This is a genomic window from Streptomyces sp. NPDC093225 (assembly GCF_044753805.1).
Taxonomy (GTDB): Bacteria; Actinomycetota; Actinomycetes; order Streptomycetales; family Streptomycetaceae; genus Streptomyces.
Genome location: NZ_JBIVNX010000033.1, coordinates 1 through 22151 on the forward strand (window position 1 = coordinate 1; position 22151 = coordinate 22151).

General features: G+C 71.4%; 16 protein-coding genes. 7 read left to right on the forward strand and 9 right to left on the reverse strand.

The features are described 5' to 3' along the window. Positions 1-216 precede the first annotated feature (216 nt). The 6 genes from ACIQCH_RS26250 to ACIQCH_RS26275 form a co-directional block, all read right to left on the reverse strand. The gene (locus tag ACIQCH_RS26250) at positions 217-933 is read right to left on the reverse strand and encodes a PspA/IM30 family protein (RefSeq protein WP_402584722.1); all 717 of its coding nucleotides are present in this window, start codon (positions 931-933) and stop codon (positions 217-219) included. 95 nt (positions 934-1028) lie between these two features. Then, entirely contained in the window at positions 1029-3083 is a 2055-nt protein-coding gene (locus ACIQCH_RS26255; protein ID WP_402584845.1) for a TPM domain-containing protein, read from the reverse strand. Positions 3084-3752: 669 nt separating this feature from the next. Beyond that, a complete protein-coding gene (locus ACIQCH_RS26260) occupies positions 3753-4523 on the reverse strand; it encodes a succinate dehydrogenase/fumarate reductase iron-sulfur subunit (protein WP_402584724.1) in 771 nt (256 codons plus the stop codon). Continuing rightward, positions 4520-6433, reverse strand: coding sequence for a fumarate reductase/succinate dehydrogenase flavoprotein subunit (locus ACIQCH_RS26265; RefSeq protein WP_402584726.1), 1914 nt, complete (start codon positions 6431-6433; stop codon positions 4520-4522). Before ACIQCH_RS26265 ends, ACIQCH_RS26260 begins: the two co-directional genes overlap by 4 nt. Before the next feature lie 26 nt (positions 6434-6459). Then, on the reverse strand, positions 6460-7284 hold the full coding sequence (locus ACIQCH_RS26270; protein ID WP_402584728.1) for a hypothetical protein: 825 nt from the start codon (positions 7282-7284) through the stop codon (positions 6460-6462). Positions 7285-7477: 193 nt separating this feature from the next. Then, complete coding sequence (locus ACIQCH_RS26275; protein WP_402584729.1) at positions 7478-7705, reverse strand: hypothetical protein; 228 nt, start codon at positions 7703-7705, stop codon at positions 7478-7480. Positions 7706-8061: 356 nt separating this feature from the next. Here ACIQCH_RS26275 and ACIQCH_RS26280 point away from each other — a divergent pair, with 356 nt between their 5' ends. The 7 genes from ACIQCH_RS26280 (at position 8062) to ACIQCH_RS26310 (ending at position 19165) form a co-directional block, all read left to right on the forward strand. Next, entirely contained in the window at positions 8062-10527 is a 2466-nt protein-coding gene (locus ACIQCH_RS26280; RefSeq protein WP_402584731.1) for an ABC transporter family substrate-binding protein, read from the forward strand. Positions 10528-10944: 417 nt separating this feature from the next. Beyond that, positions 10945-12849 (forward strand): translational GTPase TypA, encoded by a 1905-nt coding sequence (typA, locus tag ACIQCH_RS26285; protein WP_402584733.1) that lies wholly within the window; start codon positions 10945-10947, stop codon positions 12847-12849. Positions 12850-13356: 507 nt separating this feature from the next. After that, positions 13357-14988, forward strand: a complete 1632-nt coding sequence (locus ACIQCH_RS26290) for an ABC transporter substrate-binding protein (RefSeq protein ID WP_402584735.1) — start codon at positions 13357-13359, stop codon at positions 14986-14988. A 132-nt stretch (positions 14989-15120) separates the two neighbouring features. Further along, the gene (locus ACIQCH_RS26295) at positions 15121-16047 is read left to right on the forward strand and encodes an ABC transporter permease (protein WP_402584737.1); all 927 of its coding nucleotides are present in this window, start codon (positions 15121-15123) and stop codon (positions 16045-16047) included. Next, complete coding sequence (locus ACIQCH_RS26300; protein ID WP_402584739.1) at positions 16040-16984, forward strand: ABC transporter permease; 945 nt, start codon at positions 16040-16042, stop codon at positions 16982-16984. The genes ACIQCH_RS26295 and ACIQCH_RS26300 overlap by 8 nt, the downstream gene beginning before the upstream one ends. A gap of 11 nt (positions 16985-16995) precedes the next feature. Then, a complete protein-coding gene (locus tag ACIQCH_RS26305; protein ID WP_402584741.1) occupies positions 16996-18057 on the forward strand; it encodes an ABC transporter ATP-binding protein in 1062 nt (353 codons plus the stop codon). Further along, positions 18050-19165, forward strand: coding sequence for an ABC transporter ATP-binding protein (locus ACIQCH_RS26310; RefSeq protein ID WP_402584743.1), 1116 nt, complete (start codon positions 18050-18052; stop codon positions 19163-19165). The genes ACIQCH_RS26305 and ACIQCH_RS26310 overlap by 8 nt, the downstream gene beginning before the upstream one ends. A gap of 86 nt (positions 19166-19251) precedes the next feature. On the opposite strand, the gene ACIQCH_RS26315 is transcribed toward ACIQCH_RS26310, so the two are convergent. The 3 genes from ACIQCH_RS26315 to ACIQCH_RS26325 form a co-directional block, all read right to left on the reverse strand. Next, the gene (locus tag ACIQCH_RS26315) at positions 19252-19878 is read right to left on the reverse strand and encodes a hypothetical protein (protein WP_402584745.1); all 627 of its coding nucleotides are present in this window, start codon (positions 19876-19878) and stop codon (positions 19252-19254) included. A 147-nt stretch (positions 19879-20025) separates the two neighbouring features. Next, positions 20026-21144 (reverse strand): ABC transporter ATP-binding protein, encoded by a 1119-nt coding sequence (locus ACIQCH_RS26320; protein WP_402584747.1) that lies wholly within the window; start codon positions 21142-21144, stop codon positions 20026-20028. Continuing rightward, positions 21137-22120, reverse strand: coding sequence for an ABC transporter ATP-binding protein (locus tag ACIQCH_RS26325; RefSeq protein WP_402584749.1), 984 nt, complete (start codon positions 22118-22120; stop codon positions 21137-21139). Before ACIQCH_RS26325 ends, ACIQCH_RS26320 begins: the two co-directional genes overlap by 8 nt. Between the last annotated feature and the right edge of the window lie 31 nt (positions 22121-22151).

Below are 22151 nucleotides of genomic sequence, written 5' to 3' on the forward strand. Positions count from 1 at the left end.
GGCCCGGGCCTGGGGTGGCCGCAGGCCAGGGGCGGAGCCCCCGAAGCCCCAGGGGTGGGCCTGCCGCAGGGCCTGCAGGCCCTACCGGGTCAAGCGCCGGGGGGACCCGCACACCACGGGGCGGCCCTCGAAGCGAGCCCACCCCGACACAGGCCACGCGGGCACGGTGCCCTCCGCACCCGGGCCTCGAGCACCTGCGCCTGAAGCACCTGCGCCTCAGGCGGCCTTGGCCTTCAGCGCAGCCAACCGCGCCTCGACCTCCGACTGCCGCCCCAGGTCGTCGAGGGCCTCGAACTGCGCGTCCAGGGACGAGGCGGCCAGCTCCTCCCGGCCCATCGCCCGCGCCTCCTCGCGCCGGACCTTGTCCTCGAAGCGGCTCAGCTCGCTGGTCGGGTCCAGGACGTCGATGCTCTTGACCGCGTCGAGCATCGTGTTCTGCGCCTGCGCCGTCTTCGCCCGCGCCACCAACTCGTCCCGCTTGGCCTGTAGTTCGCCCAGCTTGGCCTTCATGGAGTCCAGCCCGGCCTTGAGCCGGTCCACGACCTCCGTCTGCGCGGCGATCGTCGGCTCCGCGGTCGCGGCCTCCTTCTCCGACTGCAACTGCCGCCCCAGTGCGACCTTGGCGAGGTTGTCGAACCGGTCCGCGTCCGCGGTCTGTCCGGCCGCCCGCAGCTCGTCGGCCTTCCGGCTGGCCGCCAGCGCCTTGCCGCCCCACTCCGCCGCCGCGGCCACGTCCTCCTGGTGGTCCTGCTCCAGCATCCGCAGGTTGCCGATCGTGGTCGCCACGGCCTGCTCCGCCTCGGAGATGTTGTTCGTGTAGTCGCGGATCAGCTGGTCCAGCATCTTCTGCGGGTCCTCCGCCTGGTCCAGCAGGGCGTTGATGTTCGCCTTCGCCAACTGGGCGACCCGGCCGAGGATGGTCTGCTTGGTCATGGTGCTCGCTCTCTCGGATCAATGCGTACGTGTCACCCGACGGCCCCGCCCCACCCGACGGCGCCCCGCCCCACCCGACGGCCCCCGCCCCCGCCTCAGAACCGACCACCACCCCCCATCCGCCCCCGTGTCCCCCCACCCCCGAACGACCCGGGCCCGGGACCGAACCCCCCACCCCCGAAGCCCCCACCGCGGGAGCGGCTGCCACCCCCACCACCCCCGCGCCCCGCCCCGCGCAGGATCTCGCCGAGGATGATCCCGCCCAGCACGGCCCCGCCCCGCCCGCCGGAACCCGTGCCCCCGCCCCCACCCCCGCCGTACGGGGACAGGAAGCCCCCCACGTCCTGCTCGGCCAGCTGCTGCGCCTCGCGCGCCAGCGCGTCCGCCCGCTGCGCCTCCGCCAGCGCGCCCGACGCGTCCGAGCCGGCCAGCTCCCGGGCCCGCTCCAGGTGCCGCTGCGCCTCCGCCAGCCGGGTGCGGGCCCGGCTGCCGACCGCTCCGCGCGAGGTCGTGACGTAGTCCGCGGCCGCTCCGATCGTGCTGCGCGCGGTCAGCAGGGCCTGGTCCAGCAGGGCCCGGGCCCGCTGGTTCGAGGTCTCCCGCTCCCGGGCGCCGGCGAGCGCCTCGTCCAGCACTGCGTCGGCCTCCTCGGTCCGGCGCAGCGCGTCGATCGGGTCGTACCGGCCGGCGGCCTGCTCCCGCCGTACGTCGGCGACCACCGACTCCGCCCGGGCGATGCGGCCGCGCAGGTCCGCGGTGGACACCCCGTCGGTGGTGCCCGTGAGGAGTCCGCGCGCGTCGGCGAGGTCGGTCTCGGTCTCGGTGAGCGCGCCGTCGAGCCGGCCGGCCGCCTCGGCGAGGTCCTGGGCCCGCCGCTCCACGGCGTCCACGAGGGTGGCGGCCTGGTCGACGGCGCCCTCCGCGGCCCGGACGTGGACGGCGGCGCGGGCGTTGTCCGCGGCGTCGAGGGCCGTGCGGGCCTCGCCCAGGCTGGTGGTGGCGAACAGCAGCCGGTCCTCGGCCTGTTCGACGCTGCCCGCGACCGGGGCGGAGGCGGAGTCGGCGTACCGGGTGCGCAGTGCGGTCAGGGTGGCCCGGGCGATGGTGGTCCGGCCGGTCAGCTCGCGGAAGCGGGCCTCGACGGCCGCCAGCGCCTGCGGGGCGTTCTTCTGCAGGTCGCGCAGCCGGTCGAAGGCCTCCGTCTCGGCGTCGAGACCGGCGTTGGCCTCGGTGCAGCGGGCGATGATCTCGTCGAGCATGCGGCGCCGGGTGGGGTCGTCCTCGGGGTAGGCGTCGTCGAGTTGCTGGCGCAGCCGGAAGGCGGCGGTCAGCTCGTCCGTGGCGCGGGCCAGGGCCTCGGTGAACGGCTGGGCCGCCGCGTCGCCGAACTGGGCCGCGGCGAAGCCGAGTTCCTCGGTGCTGGTGCGGACGGCGTCGTCGGTCTCGACCAGCAGGGCCTTCGCGTGGGCGTCGAGCTCGGGCAGCGGGACCTGGCCGGGCGGGGCGGCGGGGGTGCCCCAGCCGGGCGGCGCGGGCGTGGTCGTGCCGGCCTTCGCGCCCGTGCGGCGGCGGCTGCGGGTGTACGCGAGCACGCCGAGGGCGCCGGCGGCACCGACCGCGACGACGGGCAGCACGTAGTCCCCGGCGCTGAACCCGTCGTCCTCGGCGGCCGTGCGGCTGCCGCCTCCCGGGTCGGGGTCGCCGGGGGTGATCGTGGGGGTCGGTACGGGCAGGCCGCCGAGCACCGCGTCGTAGCCGTTCGCCGCGCCGATGGCCGCGCCGGCCCAGTCGTTCTGCCGCAGGGCGGGCTCGACGGCCGTCCGGGCCACGTCGTCCAGCTGCTGCTGGGTGAAGCCGGAGTCGGTGGCGGCGGAGTACGCGTACTGGCGGTCGCCGGTGGCGATCGCGAGCAGGACGTCGTCCCGGCCGAGGCCGTTGCGCTCGGCGGTGGCGTCGGCCCAGCTCTGGGGCGAGCGTCCGGAGAAGCCGTCCACGTACGCGACGAACAGCTGCACGCGGCGGCTGTCGTACAGCCGGTCCAGGGCCCGCGCGACCTCCGCCCGCCGGCCCGTGACGGCGCCGACCCGGTCGGTGATCTGGCCCTGCCGGTCCAGCGCGATGGGCTCGTCGGCGGGGGCCCGCGCCGGCACCGCCGGCTGCGCGTGCGGTACGTCCGCCTCGGCGGCCCCCGGCGCGGTCCGGCGGGCGGGGTCGGCGCCCAGGCCGTCGAGGTGCCCGGTGGCCGCGCGGGCGGCGTGCTCCGGGGGGCGGGCGGCGTGCGGTGCGGGACGGTCCGCCCGGGCGGACGGGGCCGGCTCGACGGCGCCGGGGCCCTGTGACAGGGCCTGCGTCAGGGCGAAGCCCGTGAGGCCGACCGCGGCGAGCGCGAGGGATGCGCGGGCGGCCGTGCCGGCGCGGCTGCGTCTCCTCCTCGGCGGCGTCACATCTGGGAGCGTATGGGGGGTTCGTCCCCCTCGCGACCGGAGCCGCCGGTGTGCGTCGGCGCGGCCGCGGGCCGGCCTCCGGCCGGTGGGCCCTGCGGGGCGATGTCCCCTCCCCGCCCCTTCCCGCAACCGTGGCTTGCGACCACGGACGCCGCCTCCACCGGGCTCCGCCCGGAAGACCCTGGCGCTGCGCGCCGGGTTCGCCTCAAACGCCGGCGGGGCTGGAATGGCCTCCCGCGCCGGGTTCGCCTCAAACGCCGGCGGGGCTGGAATGGCCTCCCGTGCCGGGTTCGCCTCGATCGCCGGCGGAGCTGGAGATCCAGCCCCGCCGGCGAGGCGAGGGATCCGGGGCGGAGCCTCGGAAGGAACCCGAGGTCACTCCCCCCGGCGGCGGATGCGGTTGCCGAGCCAGACCAAGGGGTCGTACTTGCGGTCGACGGCGCGTTCCTTCAGGGGGATCAGGGCGTTGTCCGTGATGCGGATGCCCTCGGGGCAGACCTCCGTGCAGCACTTGGTGATGTTGCAGTAGCCCAGGCCGTGGTCCTCCTGGGCGGTCCGCTTGCGGTCGAGGCCCTGGGACTCGGCCGCGTCCAGCGGGTGCATGTCCAGCTCGGCGACCCGCATCAGGAAGCGCGGCCCGGCGAAGGCGGGCTTGTTCTCCTCGTGGTCGCGCACCACATGGCACGTGTCCTGGCACAGGAAGCACTCGATGCACTTGCGGAACTCCTGCGAGCGGTCCACGTCCACCTGCTGCATCCGGTACTCGCCCGCGGCCACCCCCGGCGGCGGTACGAAGGCCGGGACCTCGCGCGCCTTCGCGTAGTTGAAGCCCACGTCCGTGACGAGGTCGCGGATGACGGGGAAGGCCCGCAGCGGGGTGACCGTGACGGTCTCGGAGGGGTCGAAGACCGACATGCGCGTCATGCACATCAGCCGTGGCCGCCCGTTGATCTCGGCGCTGCACGAACCGCACTTGCCCGCCTTGCAGTTCCACCGCACCGCCAGGTCCGAGGCCTGCGTGGCCTGCAGCCGGTGGATGATGTCCAGCACCACCTCCCCGTCGTTGACCTCGACGGTGAAGTCGGCCAGGTCCCCGCCCTCCGCGTCGCCCCGCCAGACCCGGAAGCGTGCGTCGTAGGTCGTCACTCGTAGAGCTCCTCTTCGGCGAGGTACTTGACCAGCTCTTCCTTCTCGAACAGCGCGAGCAGGTCGGGGCGGATGGGGTCGGTGCGGGTGCGGACCAGCTCGATGCGGTCGGCGGCCGGGTCCGCGGGGGCGGGGTCGACGGGGCGGCACAGCAGGTTCACCGGCCGCCAGGTGCGCTCCATCGCGGGGCGGTCCTCCCGGGTGTGCCCGCCGCGGCTCTCGGTGCGCTCCAGGGCGGCCTTCGCCACGCACTCGCTGACCAGCAGCATGTTCCGCAGGTCCAGTGCCAGGTGCCAGCCGGGGTTGAACTGCCGGTGGCCCTCGACCCCGGCCCGGGCCGCCCGCGCGCGCAGGGCGGAGAGCCGTTCCAGGGCCTCGCGCATCTCGCCCTCCCGGCGGATGATGCCCACCAGGTCGTTCATGGTCTGCTGGAGCTCCTGGTGGAGCGTGTACGGGTTCTCGGCGCCCTCGTCGGCGTGGAACGGCGCCAGCGCCTCCGCCGCCGCCTCGTCGATCCGGGCCTGCGCCACCGTCGGCCGCGTGCCGGCCCCGATCCGCCCGGCCGCGTACTCGGATGCGTGCAGGCCGGCCCGGCGGCCGAAGACCAGCAGGTCGGACAGCGAGTTGCCGCCCAGCCGGTTCGAGCCGTGCATGCCGCCGGCCACCTCGCCGGCCGCGTACAGGCCGGGTACGCCCACGGTCGCGGCGGTCTCGGAGTCGACGGCGATGCCGCCCATCACGTAGTGGCAGGTCGGGCCGACCTCCATGGGCTCGGCGGTGATGTCGACGTCGGCCAGTTCCTTGAACTGGTGGTACATGGAGGGCAGTCGCCGCTTGATCCGCTCCGCCGGCATGCGGGTGGACACGTCCAGGAAGACCCCGCCGTGCGGGGATCCGCGCCCGGCCTTGACCTCGGAGTTGATGGCCCGGGCCACCTCGTCGCGGGGCAGCAGTTCGGGCGGGCGCCGGTTGTGGTCCGGGTCCTCGTACCAGCGGTCGCCCTCCTCCTCCGTCTCGGCGTACTTCTCCTTGAAGACGTCCGGGACGTAGTCGAACATGAAGCGCTTTCCCTCGGAGTTGCGCAGCACCCCGCCGTCGCCGCGCACCGACTCGGTGACGAGGATGCCCTTCACCGACGGCGGCCAGACCATGCCGGTGGGGTGGAACTGGACGAACTCCATGTTCAGCAGCGGCGCCCCGGCCAGCAGGGCCAGCGCGTGCCCGTCGCCGGTGTACTCCCACGAGTTGGACGTCGTCTTGAAGGACTTGCCGATGCCCCCCGTGGCCAGGACGACCGCCGGGGCCTCCAGGACGAAGAAGCGGCCGGATTCGCGCTCGTAGCAGAAGACGCCGGCGACCGCGCCGCCGGCGTCCTTCACGACGCGGGTGACGGTGCACTCCTGGAAGACCTTGAGGCCGGACTCGTAGTCCCCGGTCTCCGCGTGGTCCTGCTGCTGCAGCTGGACGATCTTCTGCTGGAGCGTGCGGATCAGTTCGAGGCCGGTGCGGTCGCCGACGTGCGCCAGTCGCGGGTACTCGTGGCCGCCGAAGTTGCGCTGCGAGATCCGCCCGTCCGGGGTGCGGTCGAAGAGGGCGCCCCAGGTCTCCAGCTCCCAGACCCGGTCGGGGGCCTCCTTGGCGTGCAGTTCGGCCATCCGCCACTGGTTGAGGAACTTCCCGCCGCGCATGGTGTCGCGGAAGTGCACCTGCCAATTGTCGTGCTCGTTCACGTTGCCCATGGAGGCGGCGATGCCGCCCTCGGCCATCACCGTGTGGGCCTTGCCGAAGAGGGACTTGCAGATCACCGCGGTACGGGCGCCCCGTTCGCGGGCCTCGATCGCGGCCCGCAGCCCGGCGCCACCGGCGCCGACCACGACCACGTCCCACTCCTGCCGGTCGACTTGAGCCATCTCGTGCAGCACCTTTCCCTGGGGAGCTAGAAGAAGCGCGGATCCTCGAAGGCGCCGGTGGCCAGCAGGTACACGTACAGGTCGCACGCGGCGACGCTGACCAGGGAGGACCAGGCCAGCAGCATGTGGCGGGCGTTGAGCTTCCCCACCCAGCCCCACATCCGGTAGCGCACCGGGTGCTTGGAGAAGTGCTTCAGGCGGCCGCCGATGATGTGCCGGCAGGAATGGCAGGACAGCGTGTACGCCCAGATCAGCACGATGTTCGCGAGGAAGACCAGGCTGCCCAGGCCCATGTGGCCCCAGGCGTAGTGCTCGTCGCGGAAGGTCAGCACGGTGTCGTACGTGAGGATGCCGGCGACCGGAAGCGCCGCGTAGAAGAAGTACCGGTGCAGGTTCTGCAGGATCAGCGGGAAGCGGGTCTCCCCGGTGTACCCCGCGTGCGGCTCGGCCACCGCGCAGGCGGGCGGCGAGGCCCAGAAGCCGCGGTAGTAGGCCTTGCGGTAGTAGTAGCAGGTCAGTCGGAAGCCGAGCGGGAAGACCAGGATCAGCAGGGCGGGGGACAGGCCCCACCAGCTGCCGAACAGGGCCCAGTTGGGGCCGCCGTGCATGGGCGCGCAGTTCTCCGCCAGGCAGGGCGAGTAGAAGGGCGAGACGTAGGGCGCCGCGTAGTAGTGGGCGTTCGCGAAGGCCCGCCAGGTCGAGTACGCGATGAAGGCGAGCAGGCCGGCCGCGGTGGCGGCGGGGGCCAGCCACCAGCGGTCGGTGCGCAGGTGCCGGGCCGGGATCGCGGCCCGGGAGGGGTCGTGGACGCCGGTCAGCCGGTGGGGCGGTGGTTGGGTGCCTGTGGCCAAGAGGGACTCCGGGTGGAGTGGGCGAGGGGTGTGCGGCCGAGCCGCCGGTGTGCGGCGCGGCGCGGCCGTGGGGGCGGGAACGCGACGGCGCCGCACCGGGCCGCCGCGGGAACGCGGGGGCCCGGACGGCGCCGGAGCGTGCGCCGGTGGCCCGTGGCCGGTGGGGGCCCGGGGCCTGGGGGAGCCGGGGGAGCTACGGGGCCCGGCGGTCGCGGGCGCCGAGGCCCTCGTCGTCCGAGTCGGACCACAGGGCGGAGTCGTACGGCGTGTCCGGGATGCTGACCATGCCCGACGGGCCCGGCGGCGTGTCCCGGCCGGCGGCGGGCGGCTGCCCGGCGGCCTTCCGCTCCAGTTGCTCGACCTTCCGGGTGAGCTCGTCCAGGTTGCGGCGTACGGCGTTCAAATCGTCCTGCAGGGACATGACTTGCCCTCACTTCCGCAGGTTGCGGTGGCAACGCTCATGTGCGCCTGCGAGTGTCGCGCCTCCCGTCCCCCCTTGTGAAGGGACGTGCGGCGATTACGGGCGCGCAGGCGCGATCTGTGCGCCCCCTCCTGTGTCCATTCTCGTCCCTCCCGGGAGGGAAGGCGCTGCCGACCCGCAACTCGCGTTGGTCCGAGCGGGTGGGGTTCGCGGCGTGGCGGGGCCCGGCTGAGGGGGTCGCGGCGGGCGGTCGATTTCAGTGGGTTCCGACACCGGTGTGATCAGCTCCATATACCGCCGAAAGTGATCGTTCACGGCCGTCCCCGCCCGTTCCGTCCCGTTCCGGAGGTACCCCCATGTCCCAGCGAAGGCGCGGCTCCTTGGCGTTCCTGACCTCGGGCGTCCTCGCTCTGCCCCTGCTGGCAGGCTGCAGCGCCTCCGACGGCGGCGGCCCGGCCGCGTCCCCGCCGGACATCCAGGCCACCGTCCGGGACCTGGTCGCGGACGGTGGCGTGATGCGGTGGGCGGTGGACTCCCTGCCGGACACCCTCAACGCCTACCAGGCGGACGCGGACGCCACGACCGGCCGGATCGCGGGCGCGGTGCTGCCCGCCCTCTTCACCCTCGACGACCGCGGCCGGCCCGTGGCCAATCCGGACTACCTGGAGAAGGCCGAGGTCACCGGCCGCGAGCCCAAGCAGGTCGTGGTCTACAAGCTCAACCAGCAGGCCGTGTGGAGCGACGGGCGGGAGATCGGCGCGGCCGACTTCGTGTCCCAGTGGCGGGCCCTGAGCGGCCGCGACTCCGCCTTCTGGACCGCCCGCAACGCCGGCTACGACCGCATCGAGAAGATCGAGCGCGGGGCGAACGACCTGGAGGTCAAGGTCACCTTCGCCAAGCCGTACGCGGACTGGCGCTCGCTGTTCTCCCCGCTCTACCCCAAGCAGGTCACCGGCACGCCGGACGCCTTCAACGAGGGCGCCCGCGGCGCGCTCAAGGTCACCGCGGGCCCCTTCACCCTCGGCGCGATCGACAAGGGCGCCCGCACGGTCACGCTGTCCCGCAACCCGCGCTGGTGGGGCAAGCCGGCCAAGCTCGACACCCTCGTGCTCACCGCCGTGCCGCGGGCGGAGCGGGCGGCCGCGCTGGCCGCCGGGAAGCTGGACATCGCCGAGATCGACCGGGCCGGGGCCGAGCGGATCACGCTCGCCGCCGGGGACGCCACCGGCGGGGCGCCCGGCACGCCCGCCCACGGGGCGCCCGCTGCCCGGACCACGACCTCGCGGGCCGCCCGTCCGGACGACGCCCAGCGGCGGGCGCTGGCCGGGTACCGGGTCCGCCGCTCCCTGGAGCCTGTCTGGACCCAGCTCGCCCTGAACGGCTCCGCCGGCCCGCTCGCCGACGAGCGCGTGCGCCGGGCCGTGGCCCGGGCCCTGGACCGGCAGGACCTGGCCGACCTGGTGCTGCGGCCCCTTGGGCTGCCCGCGAAGCCGGTCGGCAGCCACCTGGCGCTGGCCGGGCAGCGCGCGTACGAAGACAACAGCGACGCGCTCGGCGGCCAGGACCCCAAGGCGGCCCAGGCGCTGCTGGCCGACGCGGGCTGGCGGCGCGGGGCCCCGCTGAGCGACCGGACGGACGGCGCCCGGGCCGGCAGCCAGGCCGCGGGGGAGGAGCACGACAAGAAGGACGACGGGAAGACCGCGCGCGGTGACGGTACCGGCAACGACGGGCTGTACATCGTCGGCGACGACAAGAACACCGGTGGCGGGAACCCCGACGGCACGAACCCCGGGGGCAAGGCCGCCGACCCGAAGAACCCGGCCCGCGCCGCCACCCAGTACCGCGTCTTCGGCGCTCCCGCCCTCGCCCACGGGACCGGCCACGGCAGCGCGGCCGATCCGGGGCGCGCGGCGCTCCCGGAGGGCGGCTACCGGAGCCGGCCGGACGGCGAGGTCGTCGACGCGGACACCGCCGGCGAGCTGCGGGGCGGCCCCGCACTGATGGCCCCGGCCCCGCTGGCGGCCCTGCAGGGCGCCTCGCTGGTCGCCCAGGCCGAGGCCGCGGCCCAGGCGGACGCGGCCGGCGTCCGCGACGACGGCAAGAAGCGGGCCGAGGAGGAGCCGGCCGCCCCCGCGGACGGCAAGGACCCCGCGGCCGGGGCCCGCGTGGTGGACCGCGAGCCGCAGGCCGGTGCCTACGCCCCGCAGGGCACTCCGGCCCCGGCCCCCGCCAATCAGGCCCGTACCTCGGGGAACCTGCTCGCCAAGGACGGCCGGACCCTCTCGCTGCGGTTCGTCCTGCCCTCGGGCCCGGGCTCGGAGCAGCTGCGGGCGGTGGGCGACCGGATCGCGCAGATGCTGCTGAAGATCGGCATCAGCACCGAGGTGACCAAGGTGGCGGACGACAGCTTCTTCAAGGACCACGTCGCCTCCGGCCAGTACGACCTGGCCCTGTACTCGTGGCCCGCGACCGCCTTCCCCGCCACCGACGCCCGGCCGATCTTCGCCAAGCCGGAGCCGGCGGCGGACGGCTCGCTGCTGATCGAACAGAATTACACCCGGGTCGGCACCGACCACATCGACCAGTTGTTCGATCAGGCCCTGGGTGAGCTGGACGAGGACGCGGCCCGCGAGCTGATGAAGAAGGCCGACGCCCGGATCTGGGCGGCCGCCGGATCGATCCCGCTCTTCCAGCGGCCGGAGCTGGTCGCGGTCAAGGCGGGTGTGGTCAACGCCGGCGCCTTCGGCCTCGGCGCGCCGCACTACCAGGACATCGGCTGGAAGAAGGCCGGCGCGGCCGGCGCCCCGAAGAACAAGGGGTAGCGGTTCCGGGAACACTGCCCGCCCCGGGGGCCGAGCCCGCGGGGCGGGCCCCTGGAGATCCTGTGGAGACCGGGGGCCGCAACCTCAGATGTGCCTCAATTTCCTTGCCCGCCGGTGCGCCCGGCGGGCAAGGTCGTACGCACCCGTTGACCCGGCCCCGCACCGTTCGACCCGGCCCTTGACCCGGCCCCCGTGCCCCATCGCCCCGGCCCCGCCGGCCGCAGTCCGGTCCCCACGACCGTACGGACTCGGCCACCCCCGAAAGCTCCTCCCTCCGGGCTCTTGACATACCCCCGGCATGCGCCCCGCGCTGCGCGAAGTACCATGGGGTAAGGCCGTGGCAGGTTTTCCGCCCGGCGGGCTCGCGTGCCGGACCGTACGCGACGCCAATCCACGATCCGGGAGAAGCGCCGAAGTATGCCCACGCGCCACGATATTCGTAACGTCGCCATCGTCGCCCACGTCGACCACGGCAAGACGACCATCGTCGACGCCATGCTCAAGCAGGCCGGCGCGTTCGCGGCCCACCAGCAGCTCGACGACCGCATGATGGACTCGAACGACCTGGAGCGTGAGAAGGGCATCACGATCCTCGCCAAGAACACGGCGGTGAAGTACCACCCCAAGGACGGCGGGGCCCCGATCACGATCAACATCATCGACACCCCCGGCCACGCCGACTTCGGTGGCGAGGTCGAGCGCGGTCTGTCGATGGTGGACGCCGTCGTCCTCCTGGTGGACGCCTCCGAGGGTCCGCTGCCGCAGACCCGCTTCGTGCTCCGCAAGGCCCTCCAGCAGCGCAAGCCGGTCATCCTCTGCATCAACAAGACGGACCGCCCGGACTCCCGGATCGACGAGGTCGTCAACGAGACGTACGACCTGTTCCTGGACCTGGACGCCGACGAGGACCAGATCGAGTTCCCGATCGTCTACGCCTGCGGCCGTGACGGCATCGCCTCGCTGACCAAGCCGGAGGACGGCACCGTCCCGGCGGACTCCACCAACCTGGAGCCGTTCTTCTCCACGATCCTGGAGCACGTCCCGGCCCCGACGTTCGAGGAGGACGCGCCGCTCCAGGCCCACGTCACCAACCTCGACGCCGACAACTTCCTCGGCCGCATCGCGCTGCTCCGCGTCGAGCAGGGCGAGCTGCGCAAGGGCCAGACGGTCGCGTGGATCAAGCGTGACGGCACGATCGCCAACGTCCGCATCACCGAGCTGATGATGACCGAGGCGCTCACCCGCAAGCCCGCCGAGGTCGCCGGCCCCGGTGACATCTGTGCGGTCGCCGGTATCCCCGAGATCATGATCGGTGAGACCCTGGCCGACCCGGAGAACCCGATCGCGCTGCCGCTCATCACGGTGGACGAGCCGGCCATCTCCATGGTCATCGGCACCAACACCTCCCCGATGGTCGGCCGCGGCGGCTCCGGCAAGGGCGCGGACGCGAAGGCCGCGGTCAAGGACCGCAAGGTCACCGCGCGCCAGGTCAAGGACCGTCTGGACCGCGAGCTGATCGGTAACGTCTCGCTGCGCGTCCTGGACACCGAGCGTCCCGACGCCTGGGAGGTGCAGGGCCGTGGTGAGCTGGCGCTGGCCATCCTGGTCGAGCAGATGCGCCGCGAGGGCTTCGAGCTGACCATCGGCAAGCCCCAGGTCGTCACCAAGGAGGTCGACGGCAAGACCCACGAGCCCGTCGAGCGCATGACGATCGACGTGCCCGAGGAGCACATGGGCGCCGTCACCCAGCTCATGGGCGTCCGCAAGGGCCGCATGGACAACATGTCGAACCACGGCTCCGGCTGGGTCCGCATGGAGTTCGTCGTCCCGTCCCGCGGCCTGATCGGCTTCCGTACGGAGTTCCTGACCCAGACCCGCGGCACCGGCATCGGCCACTCCATCCACGAGGGCCACGAGCCGTGGTTCGGCGCGCTGCAGACCCGCAACAACGGCTCCCTGGTCGCCGACCGCGCCGGTGCGGTCACCGCGTTCGCGATGACCAACCTCCAGGAGCGCGGCGTGCTGTTCACCGACCCCGGCACCGAGGTGTACGAGGGCATGATCGTCGGCGAGAACTCCCGCTCCGACGACATGGACGTGAACATCACCAAGGAGAAGAAGCTCACCAACATGCGCTCCGCCTCCGCCGACTCCTTCGAGGCGATCGTCCCGCCGCGCAAGCTCTCCCTGGAGCAGTCCCTGGAGTTCTGCCGCGACGACGAGTGCGTCGAGGTGACCCCGGAGGCCGTGCGCATCCGCAAGGTCGTCCTGGACCAGAAGGAGCGCTCGCGCACCGCGTCGCGCGCCAAGGCCGCCAAGTAGGGCGTACGGCCGCCGAGTAGTAAGCAGAGTCACAAGGCCTGGTAAAAGAGGCCGCTCCGCACTGGCCGCCGCAGTGTGCCGTGACGCACACTGCGGCAGGCGCGACGGATGACGACAGCCCGGCCCCCACGGACTCGTGGGGGCCGGGCTGTGTGCGTTGTCCGACGGTTTGTCAACCGGATTGTTGCACTCCGGTGTCCGGATTCCGACCGTCACACTCCGGAACGTGCGCTAACAGTCCGTTTCGCACGTGTCTGTCTGTGCTCCCTTTGTCCGTATTTCGGGTTTTGAGAGCTGTTGATGTTGTGAAAACGAGACCCTTTAAGTGTGGTTAACGGACAGTGCTGTCCTTGAGGATGTCTGCATTGAGCTCGGGTCAATGGGTCACGCGCTGTGGGGAGCGCCGACTCACGAGCACACTCGGGGCACTGTCTCGCAGCCGTCAGGGGTGTCGGCTGCTTACTTGTGTCCCTCATGTTGATCAGTGGACTCATGAGGAGGAATCCCATGCGCGGTGCCAAGAGCGCCAAGCTGGTAACGGGCGCGATCGTCGTCGCCCTGGCGGCCACGGCCTGTGGTGGCAACGACGGCAACACCGGCTCGGCCAAGGGTGCCGTTGACCCGAAGGGCGTCTACAGCTACCAGAGCAGCGAGCCGCAGAACCCGCTCCAGCCGGCGAACGCCATGGAGGTCGGTGGCGGCCGCATCATCAAGAACCTGTTCCGCGGTCTGCTCGACTACGACCCGGCGACCGGCAAGCTGCGCAACCAGATGGCCGAGAAGATCGAGACCACTGACGCCCAGCACTACAAGGTCACCCTGAAGAAGGGCTGGACCTTCCACGACGGCACCCCCGTCACGGCTGCGTCCTTCGTGGACTCGTGGAACTGGTCCGCGACCACCAAGAACAACCAGATCAACTCGAACTGGTTCTCCGACATCGTCGGTTACACCGACGTGCACCCGGAGAAGGGCAACGGCAAGACCGAGAAGATGTCCGGTCTGAAGGTCGTCTCGGACACCGAGTTCACCATCGACCTGGTCCAGCCGGTCTCCTACTTCCAGTACAAGCTCGGCTACACGGCCTTCTCGCCGCTGCCGAAGGCGTTCTTCGGTGACCCGAAGAAGTACGGCCAGGCCCCCATCGGCAACGGCCCGTACAAGTTCGTCAGCTGGGAGCACAACAAGGCCGTCACGCTGACCGCGTACGACGGTTACAAGGGCGACGACAAGCCGAAGAACGGCGGCATCGTCTTCAAGAACTACACCCAGGCCGAGGCCGCGTACAAGGAGCTCACCTCCGACACGCTGGACGTCCTGGACCAGGTCGACCCGACCGACCTGCCCAAGTACAAGGCGGACCTCGGCGACCGCGCCGTGGACCAGGCCATGGGTGGCATCACCTCCATCGCCTTCGCCATGTACAACAAGGACTGGCAGGGCGTGAACAAGGCCCAGGTCCGCAAGGGTCTGTCGATGGCGATCGACCGCGACACGATCACCAAGACCGTGCTCCAGGGCTCCCGTCAGCCCGCCGACTCCTGGGTCGCCCCGGGTGTCGCCGGCTACAAGTCCGGCGCCTGCGGCGAGGCCTGCAAGTTCGACGCGACCAAGGCCAAGGACCTGATCAAGGCCGGCGGCGGCGTCCCCGGCAACAAGGTCACCATCCTGTACAACGCCGATGGCGGTCACAAGGAGTGGGTGGACGCGGTCTGCAACTCCATCCGTCAGTCCACCGGTGTCGAGTGCTCCGGTGAGCCGAAGGCCGACTTCAAGACGGCCCGCGACATCATCGACGGCCACAAGGTCAAGAGCATCATGCGCTCGGCCTGGCAGCAGGACTACCCGCTGAACGCCAACTTCCTCCGTGACATCTACGGCACCGGCGCTTCCGCGAACGACTCGCTGTACTCCTCCCCCGAGTTCGACAAGCTCGCGAAGGAGGCCGACAAGGCCACCTCGGTCGACAAGACCACCGAGCTGTACCAGGAGGCCGAGGCCGTCCTCGCCAAGGACATGCCCTCCATCCCGCTCTGGTACTACAAGACGAACGCGGGCTGGTCGAACAACGTCCAGAACGTGACGTACGACTCCTTCGGCGACCCGGTGTTCACCCAGGTCGAGGTCAAGAAGAAGTAACTGGTCGGCAACCGGCCCACCCCTCACGCTCCGCGAGGCGCGGAGCAGGCAGTTTGACGACACGGCCGGACGCTCCCCCCACTCTGGGGGAGCGGTCCGGCCGCTGTCGCGCCGACCACCAATGGAGGCACCATGGGGCGCTATGTCGCGAGGCGACTGCTCCAGATGATCCCGGTATTCCTCGGGACCACTTTGCTCATCTTCCTGATGGTGTACGCCCTCCCGGGCGACCCCGTCCGAGCCATGTGGGGCGACAAGGCGGCAGACCCCGCCCAGCTCGCGTCCATCAAGCACGAACTGGGCCTGGACCAGCCGCTGTGGAAGCAGTACCTGGACTACATCACCAACCTGGTTCAGTTCGACTTCGGCAAGACGATGTCCGGCCGTGAGGTCACGGACGTGATGGGTGAGGCCCTCCCCGTCACCGTCCGCCTCGCCCTGCTGGCTTTCGGCATCGAGCTCGTCCTGGGCATCCTGCTCGGCGTTCTCGCGGGTCTGCGCCGCAACAAGCTCATGGACAAGCTCGTGCTGGTCGTCACCCTGCTGGTGATCTCCATGCCGATCTTCGTTCTCGCGTACGTCCTGCAGGCCGTCTTCTCCGACGGCCTCGGCTGGGTCACCCCGACCGTCCAGGACTCGATGGACCTCCAGCAGCTGATGCTGCCGGCCATCGTCCTCGGCTCGCTGTCCCTGGCGTACGTCGCCCGTCTGACGCGTACCTCGATCGTCGAGAACATGCGCTCGGACTACATCCGCACCGCGGTGGCCAAGGGCCTGCCCCGCCGCCGGATCATCGGCCGCCACCTGCTGCGCAACTCGATGATCCCCGTGGTCACCTTCCTCGGTACCGACCTGGGCGCCCTCATGGGCGGCGCCATCGTCACCGAGGGCATCTTCAACGTGCAGGGCGTGGGCAACGCGCTCTACCGAGCGATCAACGGCAAGGAGGGTGCGACGGTGGTCGGTTTCGTGACCGTGCTCGTCGTCGTCTACCTGCTCTCCAGCCTGATCGTCGACCTGCTCTACGCCGTCCTGGACCCGAGGATCCGGTATGCCTGACACCATCCAGACGGCCGAGGCCGTGACCGAGCAGACCGCTGCCGCCGCCGCGGCGCCGGCCAAGAAGGACGACAAGGCCCGCAGCCTCTGGTCGGACGCGTGGGGCGACCTGCGCCGCCGCCCGGTCTTCGTCCTCTCGCTCGCGCTGATCGTCCTGCTCATCGCCATCGCCATCGCGCCCGGCCTGTTCACCTCGGTGGACCCGCGCGCCGGCGACCTGCGCAACCACTACCTGACCACGCCGAGCTGGGGCCACCTGTTCCAGCCCGACTGGTTCGGTTACGACGGCCAGGGCCGCTCCATCTACGCCCGCATGATCTACGGCGCCCGCGCCTCGATCACCGTCGGCATCTGCGTCACCGCCGCCGTCACGATCATCGGTGGCATCACCGGTCTGATCGCCGGCTACTTCGGCGGCTGGGTCGACACCGTCGTCTCCCGCATCACCGACATCTTCTTCGGCATCCCGCTGCTGCTGGGTTCGCTGGTCATCCTGAACGCCTTCGCCGACCGCACCATCTGGACCGTGGTCTTCGCGATGACGTTCCTCGGCTGGACCCAGATGACCCGCGTCATGCGCGGTGCGGTGATCATCGCCAAGGAGGCGGACTACGTCACCGCCGCCCGCGCGCTGGGCGCCGGCACCTGGCGGATCATGCTCCGCCACATCGTGCCGAACGCCATCGCGCCCGTGATCGTCGTCGCGACCATCGCGCTCGGCGGCTACATCGGCGCCGAGGCGACCCTGAGCTACCTGGGTATCGGTCTGCAGGACCCGACCATCAGCTGGGGCATCGACATCTCGTCGGCCCAGCGCGTGATCCGCACGGCCCCGCACGCGCTGTTCTTCCCCGCAGGCATGCTGAGCCTCACCGTGCTGGCGTTCATCATGCTCGGCGACGCAGTGCGCGACGCCCTCGACCCCAAGCTGCGCTGAGGAGGGCGTACGTGACCACCACCGACAAGACCGCGACGGTCCCGGCCCCGCGCAACGGGGAGAAGGACTACCAGGGCTCGCTGCTCGAAGTCCGAGACCTGCACGTGGAGTTCCACACCCGTGAGGGTGTCGCCAAGGCCGTCAACGGCGTCAACTACTCCGTCGACGCCGGCGAGACGCTGGCCGTGCTGGGCGAGTCCGGCTCCGGCAAGTCCGTCACCGCGCAGGCGATCATGGGCATCCTCGACATGCCCCCCGGCCGCATCCCGAAGGGCGAGATCGTCTTCCGCGGCCAGGACATGCTCAAGATGAGCAACGAGGAGCGCCGGAAGATCCGTGGCCGGAAGATCGCCATGATCTTCCAGGACGCGCTGTCCTCCCTGAACCCCGTGCTCAACGTGGGCTACCAGCTGGGCGAGATGTTCCGCGTCCACGAGGGCATGTCCGCCAAGGACGCCAAGGCCAAGGCCATCGAGCTGATGGACCGGGTGAAGATCCCCGCCGCCAAGGCCCGGGTCAACGACTACCCGCACCAGTTCTCCGGCGGTATGCGCCAGCGCATCATGATCGCCATGGCCCTGGCCCTCGAGCCGGACCTGATCATCGCCGACGAGCCCACCACCGCCCTGGACGTGACCGTCCAGGCGCAGGTCATGGACCTGCTGGCGGAGCTCCAGCGCGAGATGAACATGGGCCTGATCCTGATCACCCACGACCTCGGCGTCGTCGCCGACGTCGCGGACAAGATCGCGGTCATGTACGCCGGCCGGATCGTCGAGACCGCCCCGGTCCACGAGATCTACAAGCGCCCGGCGCACCCGTACACCAAGGGCCTGCTGGACTCGATCCCGCGGCTCGACCAGAAGGGCTCGGAGCTCTTCGCGATCAAGGGCCTGCCGCCCAACCTGCTCAACCTCCCGAGCGGTTGCTCGTTCAACCCGCGCTGCACCGCGGTCCAGGACGTGTGCCGGACCGAGGTCCCGGCGCTGCAGCTGGTGACCGAGCAGGACGGCAGCGAGCTGCCGGGCCGCAAGAGCGCCTGCCACTTCTGGAAGGAGACGATCCATGGCTGAGCTCAGCAAGAACGACGGGGCTGCCGAGGAAGCCGTCTCCGCCGAGGCCGTCGAGGCCGCGATCAGCGCGCCCGTCGCCAAGGGCGAGCCGATCCTGCAGGTGCGCAACCTGGTCAAGCACTTCCCGCTGACCCAGGGCATCCTGTTCAAGAAGCAGGTCGGCGCCGTCAAGGCCGTCGACGGCGTCTCGTTCGACCTGTACCAGGGCGAGACCCTGGGCATCGTCGGCGAGTCCGGCTGTGGCAAGTCCACGGTCGCCAAGCTGCTGATGAACCTGGAGCGCGCCACCGCGGGCGAGGTCTTCTACAAGGGCCAGGACATCACCAAGCTGTCGGGTCGCGCCCTCAAGGCCGTCCGCCGCAACATCCAGATGGTGTTCCAGGACCCGTACACCTCGCTCAACCCCCGTATGACGGTGGGCGACATCATCGGCGAGACCTTCGAGATCCACCCCGAGGTGGCCCCGAAGGGCGACCGGCGCCGCAAGGTGCAGGAGCTCCTCGACGTCGTCGGCCTGAACCCGGAGTACATCAACCGCTACCCGCACCAGTTCTCGGGCGGTCAGCGGCAGCGCATCGGCATCGCCCGCGGCCTCGCGCTCAACCCCGAGATCATCATCTGCGACGAGCCGGTCTCCGCCCTGGACGTGTCCGTCCAGGCGCAGGTCGTCAACCTGATGGAGAAGCTGCAGGACGAGTTCAACCTCTCCTACGTCTTCATCGCGCACGACCTGTCGATCGTCCGGCACATCTCGGACCGCGTGGGCGTGATGTACCTCGGCAAGATGGCCGAGATCGGCACCGACGTGCAGATCTACGACCACCCGACGCACCCCTACACCCAGGCGCTGCTCTCCGCCGTCCCGGTCCCGGACCCGGACGCGCGCGAGCACCGCGAGCGGATCATCCTCACCGGTGACGTCCCCTCGCCGGCCAACCCGCCGTCGGGCTGCCGCTTCCGCACCCGCTGCTGGAAGGCCCAGGACAAGTGCGCCGAGGAGGTGCCCGTGCTGGCGATCCCCGAGCGCTTCAAGGGCTCGGACTCCCCGGCCGCGCACGAGTCGGCCTGCCACTTCGCGGAGGACAAGGACGTCCTCGGCGTCGTCTGATCCTCCCGGTACGTCCCCAGGGCGCCCGAGCCGCTTCCGAGCGGCCCGGGCGCCCTGTGGCGTTTCCGGCCGGGGTCGGGCCGGGGTCAGGCGTGCGCCACGATCTGGGTCACGACCCAGATCGCCCAGGCCAGGGGGATGAGCGCCGCGTAGGCCTGCGGCCGCTTCAGCACGGGCAGGCCCGGCTCCAGCTGGACGCGTCCCGGGGCCGGCGGGCACGGGGGCAGCTTGCGGTACGTGAGGTGGGCGCGCAGGTTCCACAGCAGCGTGAACGGGTTGAAGATCACCAGGGAGAGCGGCCCCCACCAGCCCAGCATCAGCGCCCTGGTCGTCATCTGGCGGACGACGGACAGGCCGCAGGTCCGGCAGAACGGTCCGTCCAGGTGCTCGAACCGCATGACGACGAGGAAGCCCACGTGGGCCCGCACCTTGGTGTACGCGACGGCCTGGCCGCCGCACGCGCGGCACGTGGTCGGCGGCACGAAGTAGACCGGGCCGGTGCCGGCCTGCCCGGCCGGCACGGGTCCGGCGTGGCCGCCGGGGGGTGGGGCGGCGTAACCGCCGGGGGCCGGTGCGGCGTAACCGCCCGGGGCGGCGTGACCGTCGGGAGCGTGGGGTGCGTAACCGCCGGGCATGGGAGCGGAGTTGGCGGGTGGCTGCGGGTAACCACCGGCTGCGGGAGCGGGGTTGGTCGGTTGGTGCGGTGTTGCCATGGTCGAGGGGTTCTCCGGTTCTTGGGGACGTGAGCCCAGACGGGCTGACCGGAGCGTTCGGTTCCATGATCGCGGGTCCGGCGGGCGTGACGCGGGTCTCGCCGCCGGCCCCGTCCGGACCGGAAGGGGGTGTCCGCCGGACCGTCCCTAGGCGTCGGTGCCCGTCGGCGGGGGTGGTGGCGGGGGCGGGGGGAGGTGGCCCTCGGGCGGGACCACCGTCTTCTCGGCGGCGAAGTGACAGGCGGAGGGGTGGGCCGCCGGGCCCCCCGCGGCCCGGAACGCCTCCGGCACGGCCAGCAGCGGGACTTCGATCGTGCACCGCTCCTGCGCCTTCCAGCAGCGGGTGCGGAACCGGCAGCCGGAGGGCACGTTCGCCGGGGAGGGCACGTCGCCGGTGAGGATGATCCGCTCGCGGTGCTCGCGCGCCGCGGGGTCCGGGACCGGCACCGCCGAGAGCAGCGCCTGGGTGTACGGGTGGGTGGGGTGGTCGTAGATCTGCGCGTCGGTGCCGGTCTCGACGATGCGGCCGAGGTACATGACCCCGACCCGGTCGGAGATGTGCCGGACGATCGACAGGTCGTGGGCGATGAAGACGTAGGAGAGCCTGAACTCGTCCTGCAGCCGCTCCAGCAGGTTGACCACCTGGGCCTGCACCGAGACGTCGAGGGCGGAGACCGGCTCGTCGCAGATGATGATCTCGGGGTTGAGCGCGAGGCCGCGGGCGATGCCGATGCGCTGGCGCTGGCCGCCCGAGAACTGGTGCGGGTAGCGGTTGACGTACTCCGGGTTCAGGCCGACGACGTCGAGCAGGTCCTGCACCCGGCGCCGCCGGTCGCCCTTGGGTGCCGCCTCGGGGTGGATCTCGTACGGCTCGCCGATGATGTCGCCCACCGTCATGCGGGGGTTGAGCGAGGTGTACGGGTCCTGGAACACCATCTGGATGTTGCGGCGGACGGCCTTCAGCGCCCGGCCGGACAGCTTGGTGATGTCCTCGCCCTTGTACGAGATCGAGCCGGCCGTCGGCCGCTCCAGGTTGACCAGCATCTTCGCGACGGTGGACTTGCCGCAGCCGGACTCGCCCACGATGCCGAGGGTCTCCCCCTCGCGCAGGTCGAACGAGACGCCGTCGACGGCCTTGACCGCGCCGATCTGCTTCTTGAAGAGGATGCCCTGGGTCAGCGGGAAGTGCTTGACCAGGTCGCGGACCTCCAGGAGGGCTCCGGTCCCCCTGGCCGTCGCCGCCGTCGCGGTCGTCGCCTCAGGCATGGAGGCACTCCTTCCAGAAGTGGCAGGCGCTCGCGCGGGGTACGGGCGACTCGGTGACGGGGTACAGCGGTGGCACGTCGGTCCGGCACACCGGCTGGGCCATCGGGCAGCGCGGGTGGAAGGCGCAGCCGGACGGGATGGCCAGCAGGTTCGGCGGCAGGCCCTTGATGGCGTACAGCTCCTGGCCCTTCTGGTCCAGCCGCGGGATCGAGTCCAGCAGGCCCCGCGTGTACGGGTGGGCCGGCGCCTTGTAGATCTCGTGGACGGGCGCCTGCTCCACGATCCGGCCGGCGTACATGACCGCGATCTTGTCGGCGACGTCGGCGACGACGCCGAGGTCGTGGGTGATGAGGATCAGGCCCATGTTGAGCTCCCGCTGGAGCTCCGCGAGCAGGTCCATCACCTGCGCCTGGACGGTCACGTCCAGGGCGGTGGTCGGCTCGTCGGCGATGATCAGCGAGGGCTCCAGGGCCAGCGCCATGGCGATCATGATGCGCTGGCGCATGCCGCCGGAGAACTGGTGCGGGTAGTCCGTCACCCGCTGCGCGGCGGCCGGGATCTTCACCCGGTCCATCAGTTCCACGGCCCTGGCCCTGGCGTCCTTGCGGGACATCCCGCGGTGCACCTGGAACATCTCGCCGAGCTGGGCGCCCACGGTCAGCACGGGGTTGAGGGAGGACAGCGCGTCCTGGAAGATCATCGCCATCCCGGCGCCCCGGACCTTGCGCCGCTGGTCCTCCTTCATCTTCAGGAGGTCCTCGCCCTTGAAGAGGATCTCGCCGCCGGCGATCCGGCCGGGGGGCACGTCGAGGATGCCCATGACGGCCTGCGCGGTGACGGACTTGCCGGAGCCGGACTCGCCCAGCACGGCCAGGGTCTCGCCCTCCTCGACCGAGTAGTTGACCCCGTTGACGGCCTTGGCGACCCCGTCCCTGGTCTTGAACTCCACGTGCAGATCGCGGACTTCGAGCAGCATCTTCCGACTCTCCTCGGATCTCCTTGGAAGG

What these genes read in the sequence shown, in the direction of transcription:
- ACIQCH_RS26250 (WP_402584722.1), bottom strand. Translation starts at nt 933, where the DNA reads ATGACCAAGCAGACCATCCTCGGCCGGGTCGCCCAGTTGGCGAAGGCG.
- ACIQCH_RS26265 (WP_402584726.1), bottom strand. Translation starts at nt 6,433, where the DNA reads ATGGCTCAAGTCGACCGGCAGGAGTGGGACGTGGTCGTGGTCGGCGCC.
- ACIQCH_RS26275 (WP_402584729.1), bottom strand. Translation starts at nt 7,705, where the DNA reads ATGTCCCTGCAGGACGATTTGAACGCCGTACGCCGCAACCTGGACGAG.
- ACIQCH_RS26280 (WP_402584731.1), top strand. Translation starts at nt 8,062, where the DNA reads ATGTCCCAGCGAAGGCGCGGCTCCTTGGCGTTCCTGACCTCGGGCGTC.
- typA (WP_402584733.1), top strand. Translation starts at nt 10,945, where the DNA reads ATGCCCACGCGCCACGATATTCGTAACGTCGCCATCGTCGCCCACGTC.
- ACIQCH_RS26290 (WP_402584735.1), top strand. Translation starts at nt 13,357, where the DNA reads ATGCGCGGTGCCAAGAGCGCCAAGCTGGTAACGGGCGCGATCGTCGTC.
- ACIQCH_RS26295 (WP_402584737.1), top strand. Translation starts at nt 15,121, where the DNA reads ATGGGGCGCTATGTCGCGAGGCGACTGCTCCAGATGATCCCGGTATTC.
- ACIQCH_RS26300 (WP_402584739.1), top strand. Translation starts at nt 16,040, where the DNA reads ATGCCTGACACCATCCAGACGGCCGAGGCCGTGACCGAGCAGACCGCT.
- ACIQCH_RS26310 (WP_402584743.1), top strand. Translation starts at nt 18,050, where the DNA reads ATGGCTGAGCTCAGCAAGAACGACGGGGCTGCCGAGGAAGCCGTCTCC.
- ACIQCH_RS26315 (WP_402584745.1), bottom strand. Translation starts at nt 19,878, where the DNA reads ATGGCAACACCGCACCAACCGACCAACCCCGCTCCCGCAGCCGGTGGT.
- ACIQCH_RS26320 (WP_402584747.1), bottom strand. Translation starts at nt 21,144, where the DNA reads ATGCCTGAGGCGACGACCGCGACGGCGGCGACGGCCAGGGGGACCGGA.
- ACIQCH_RS26325 (WP_402584749.1), bottom strand. Translation starts at nt 22,120, where the DNA reads ATGCTGCTCGAAGTCCGCGATCTGCACGTGGAGTTCAAGACCAGGGAC.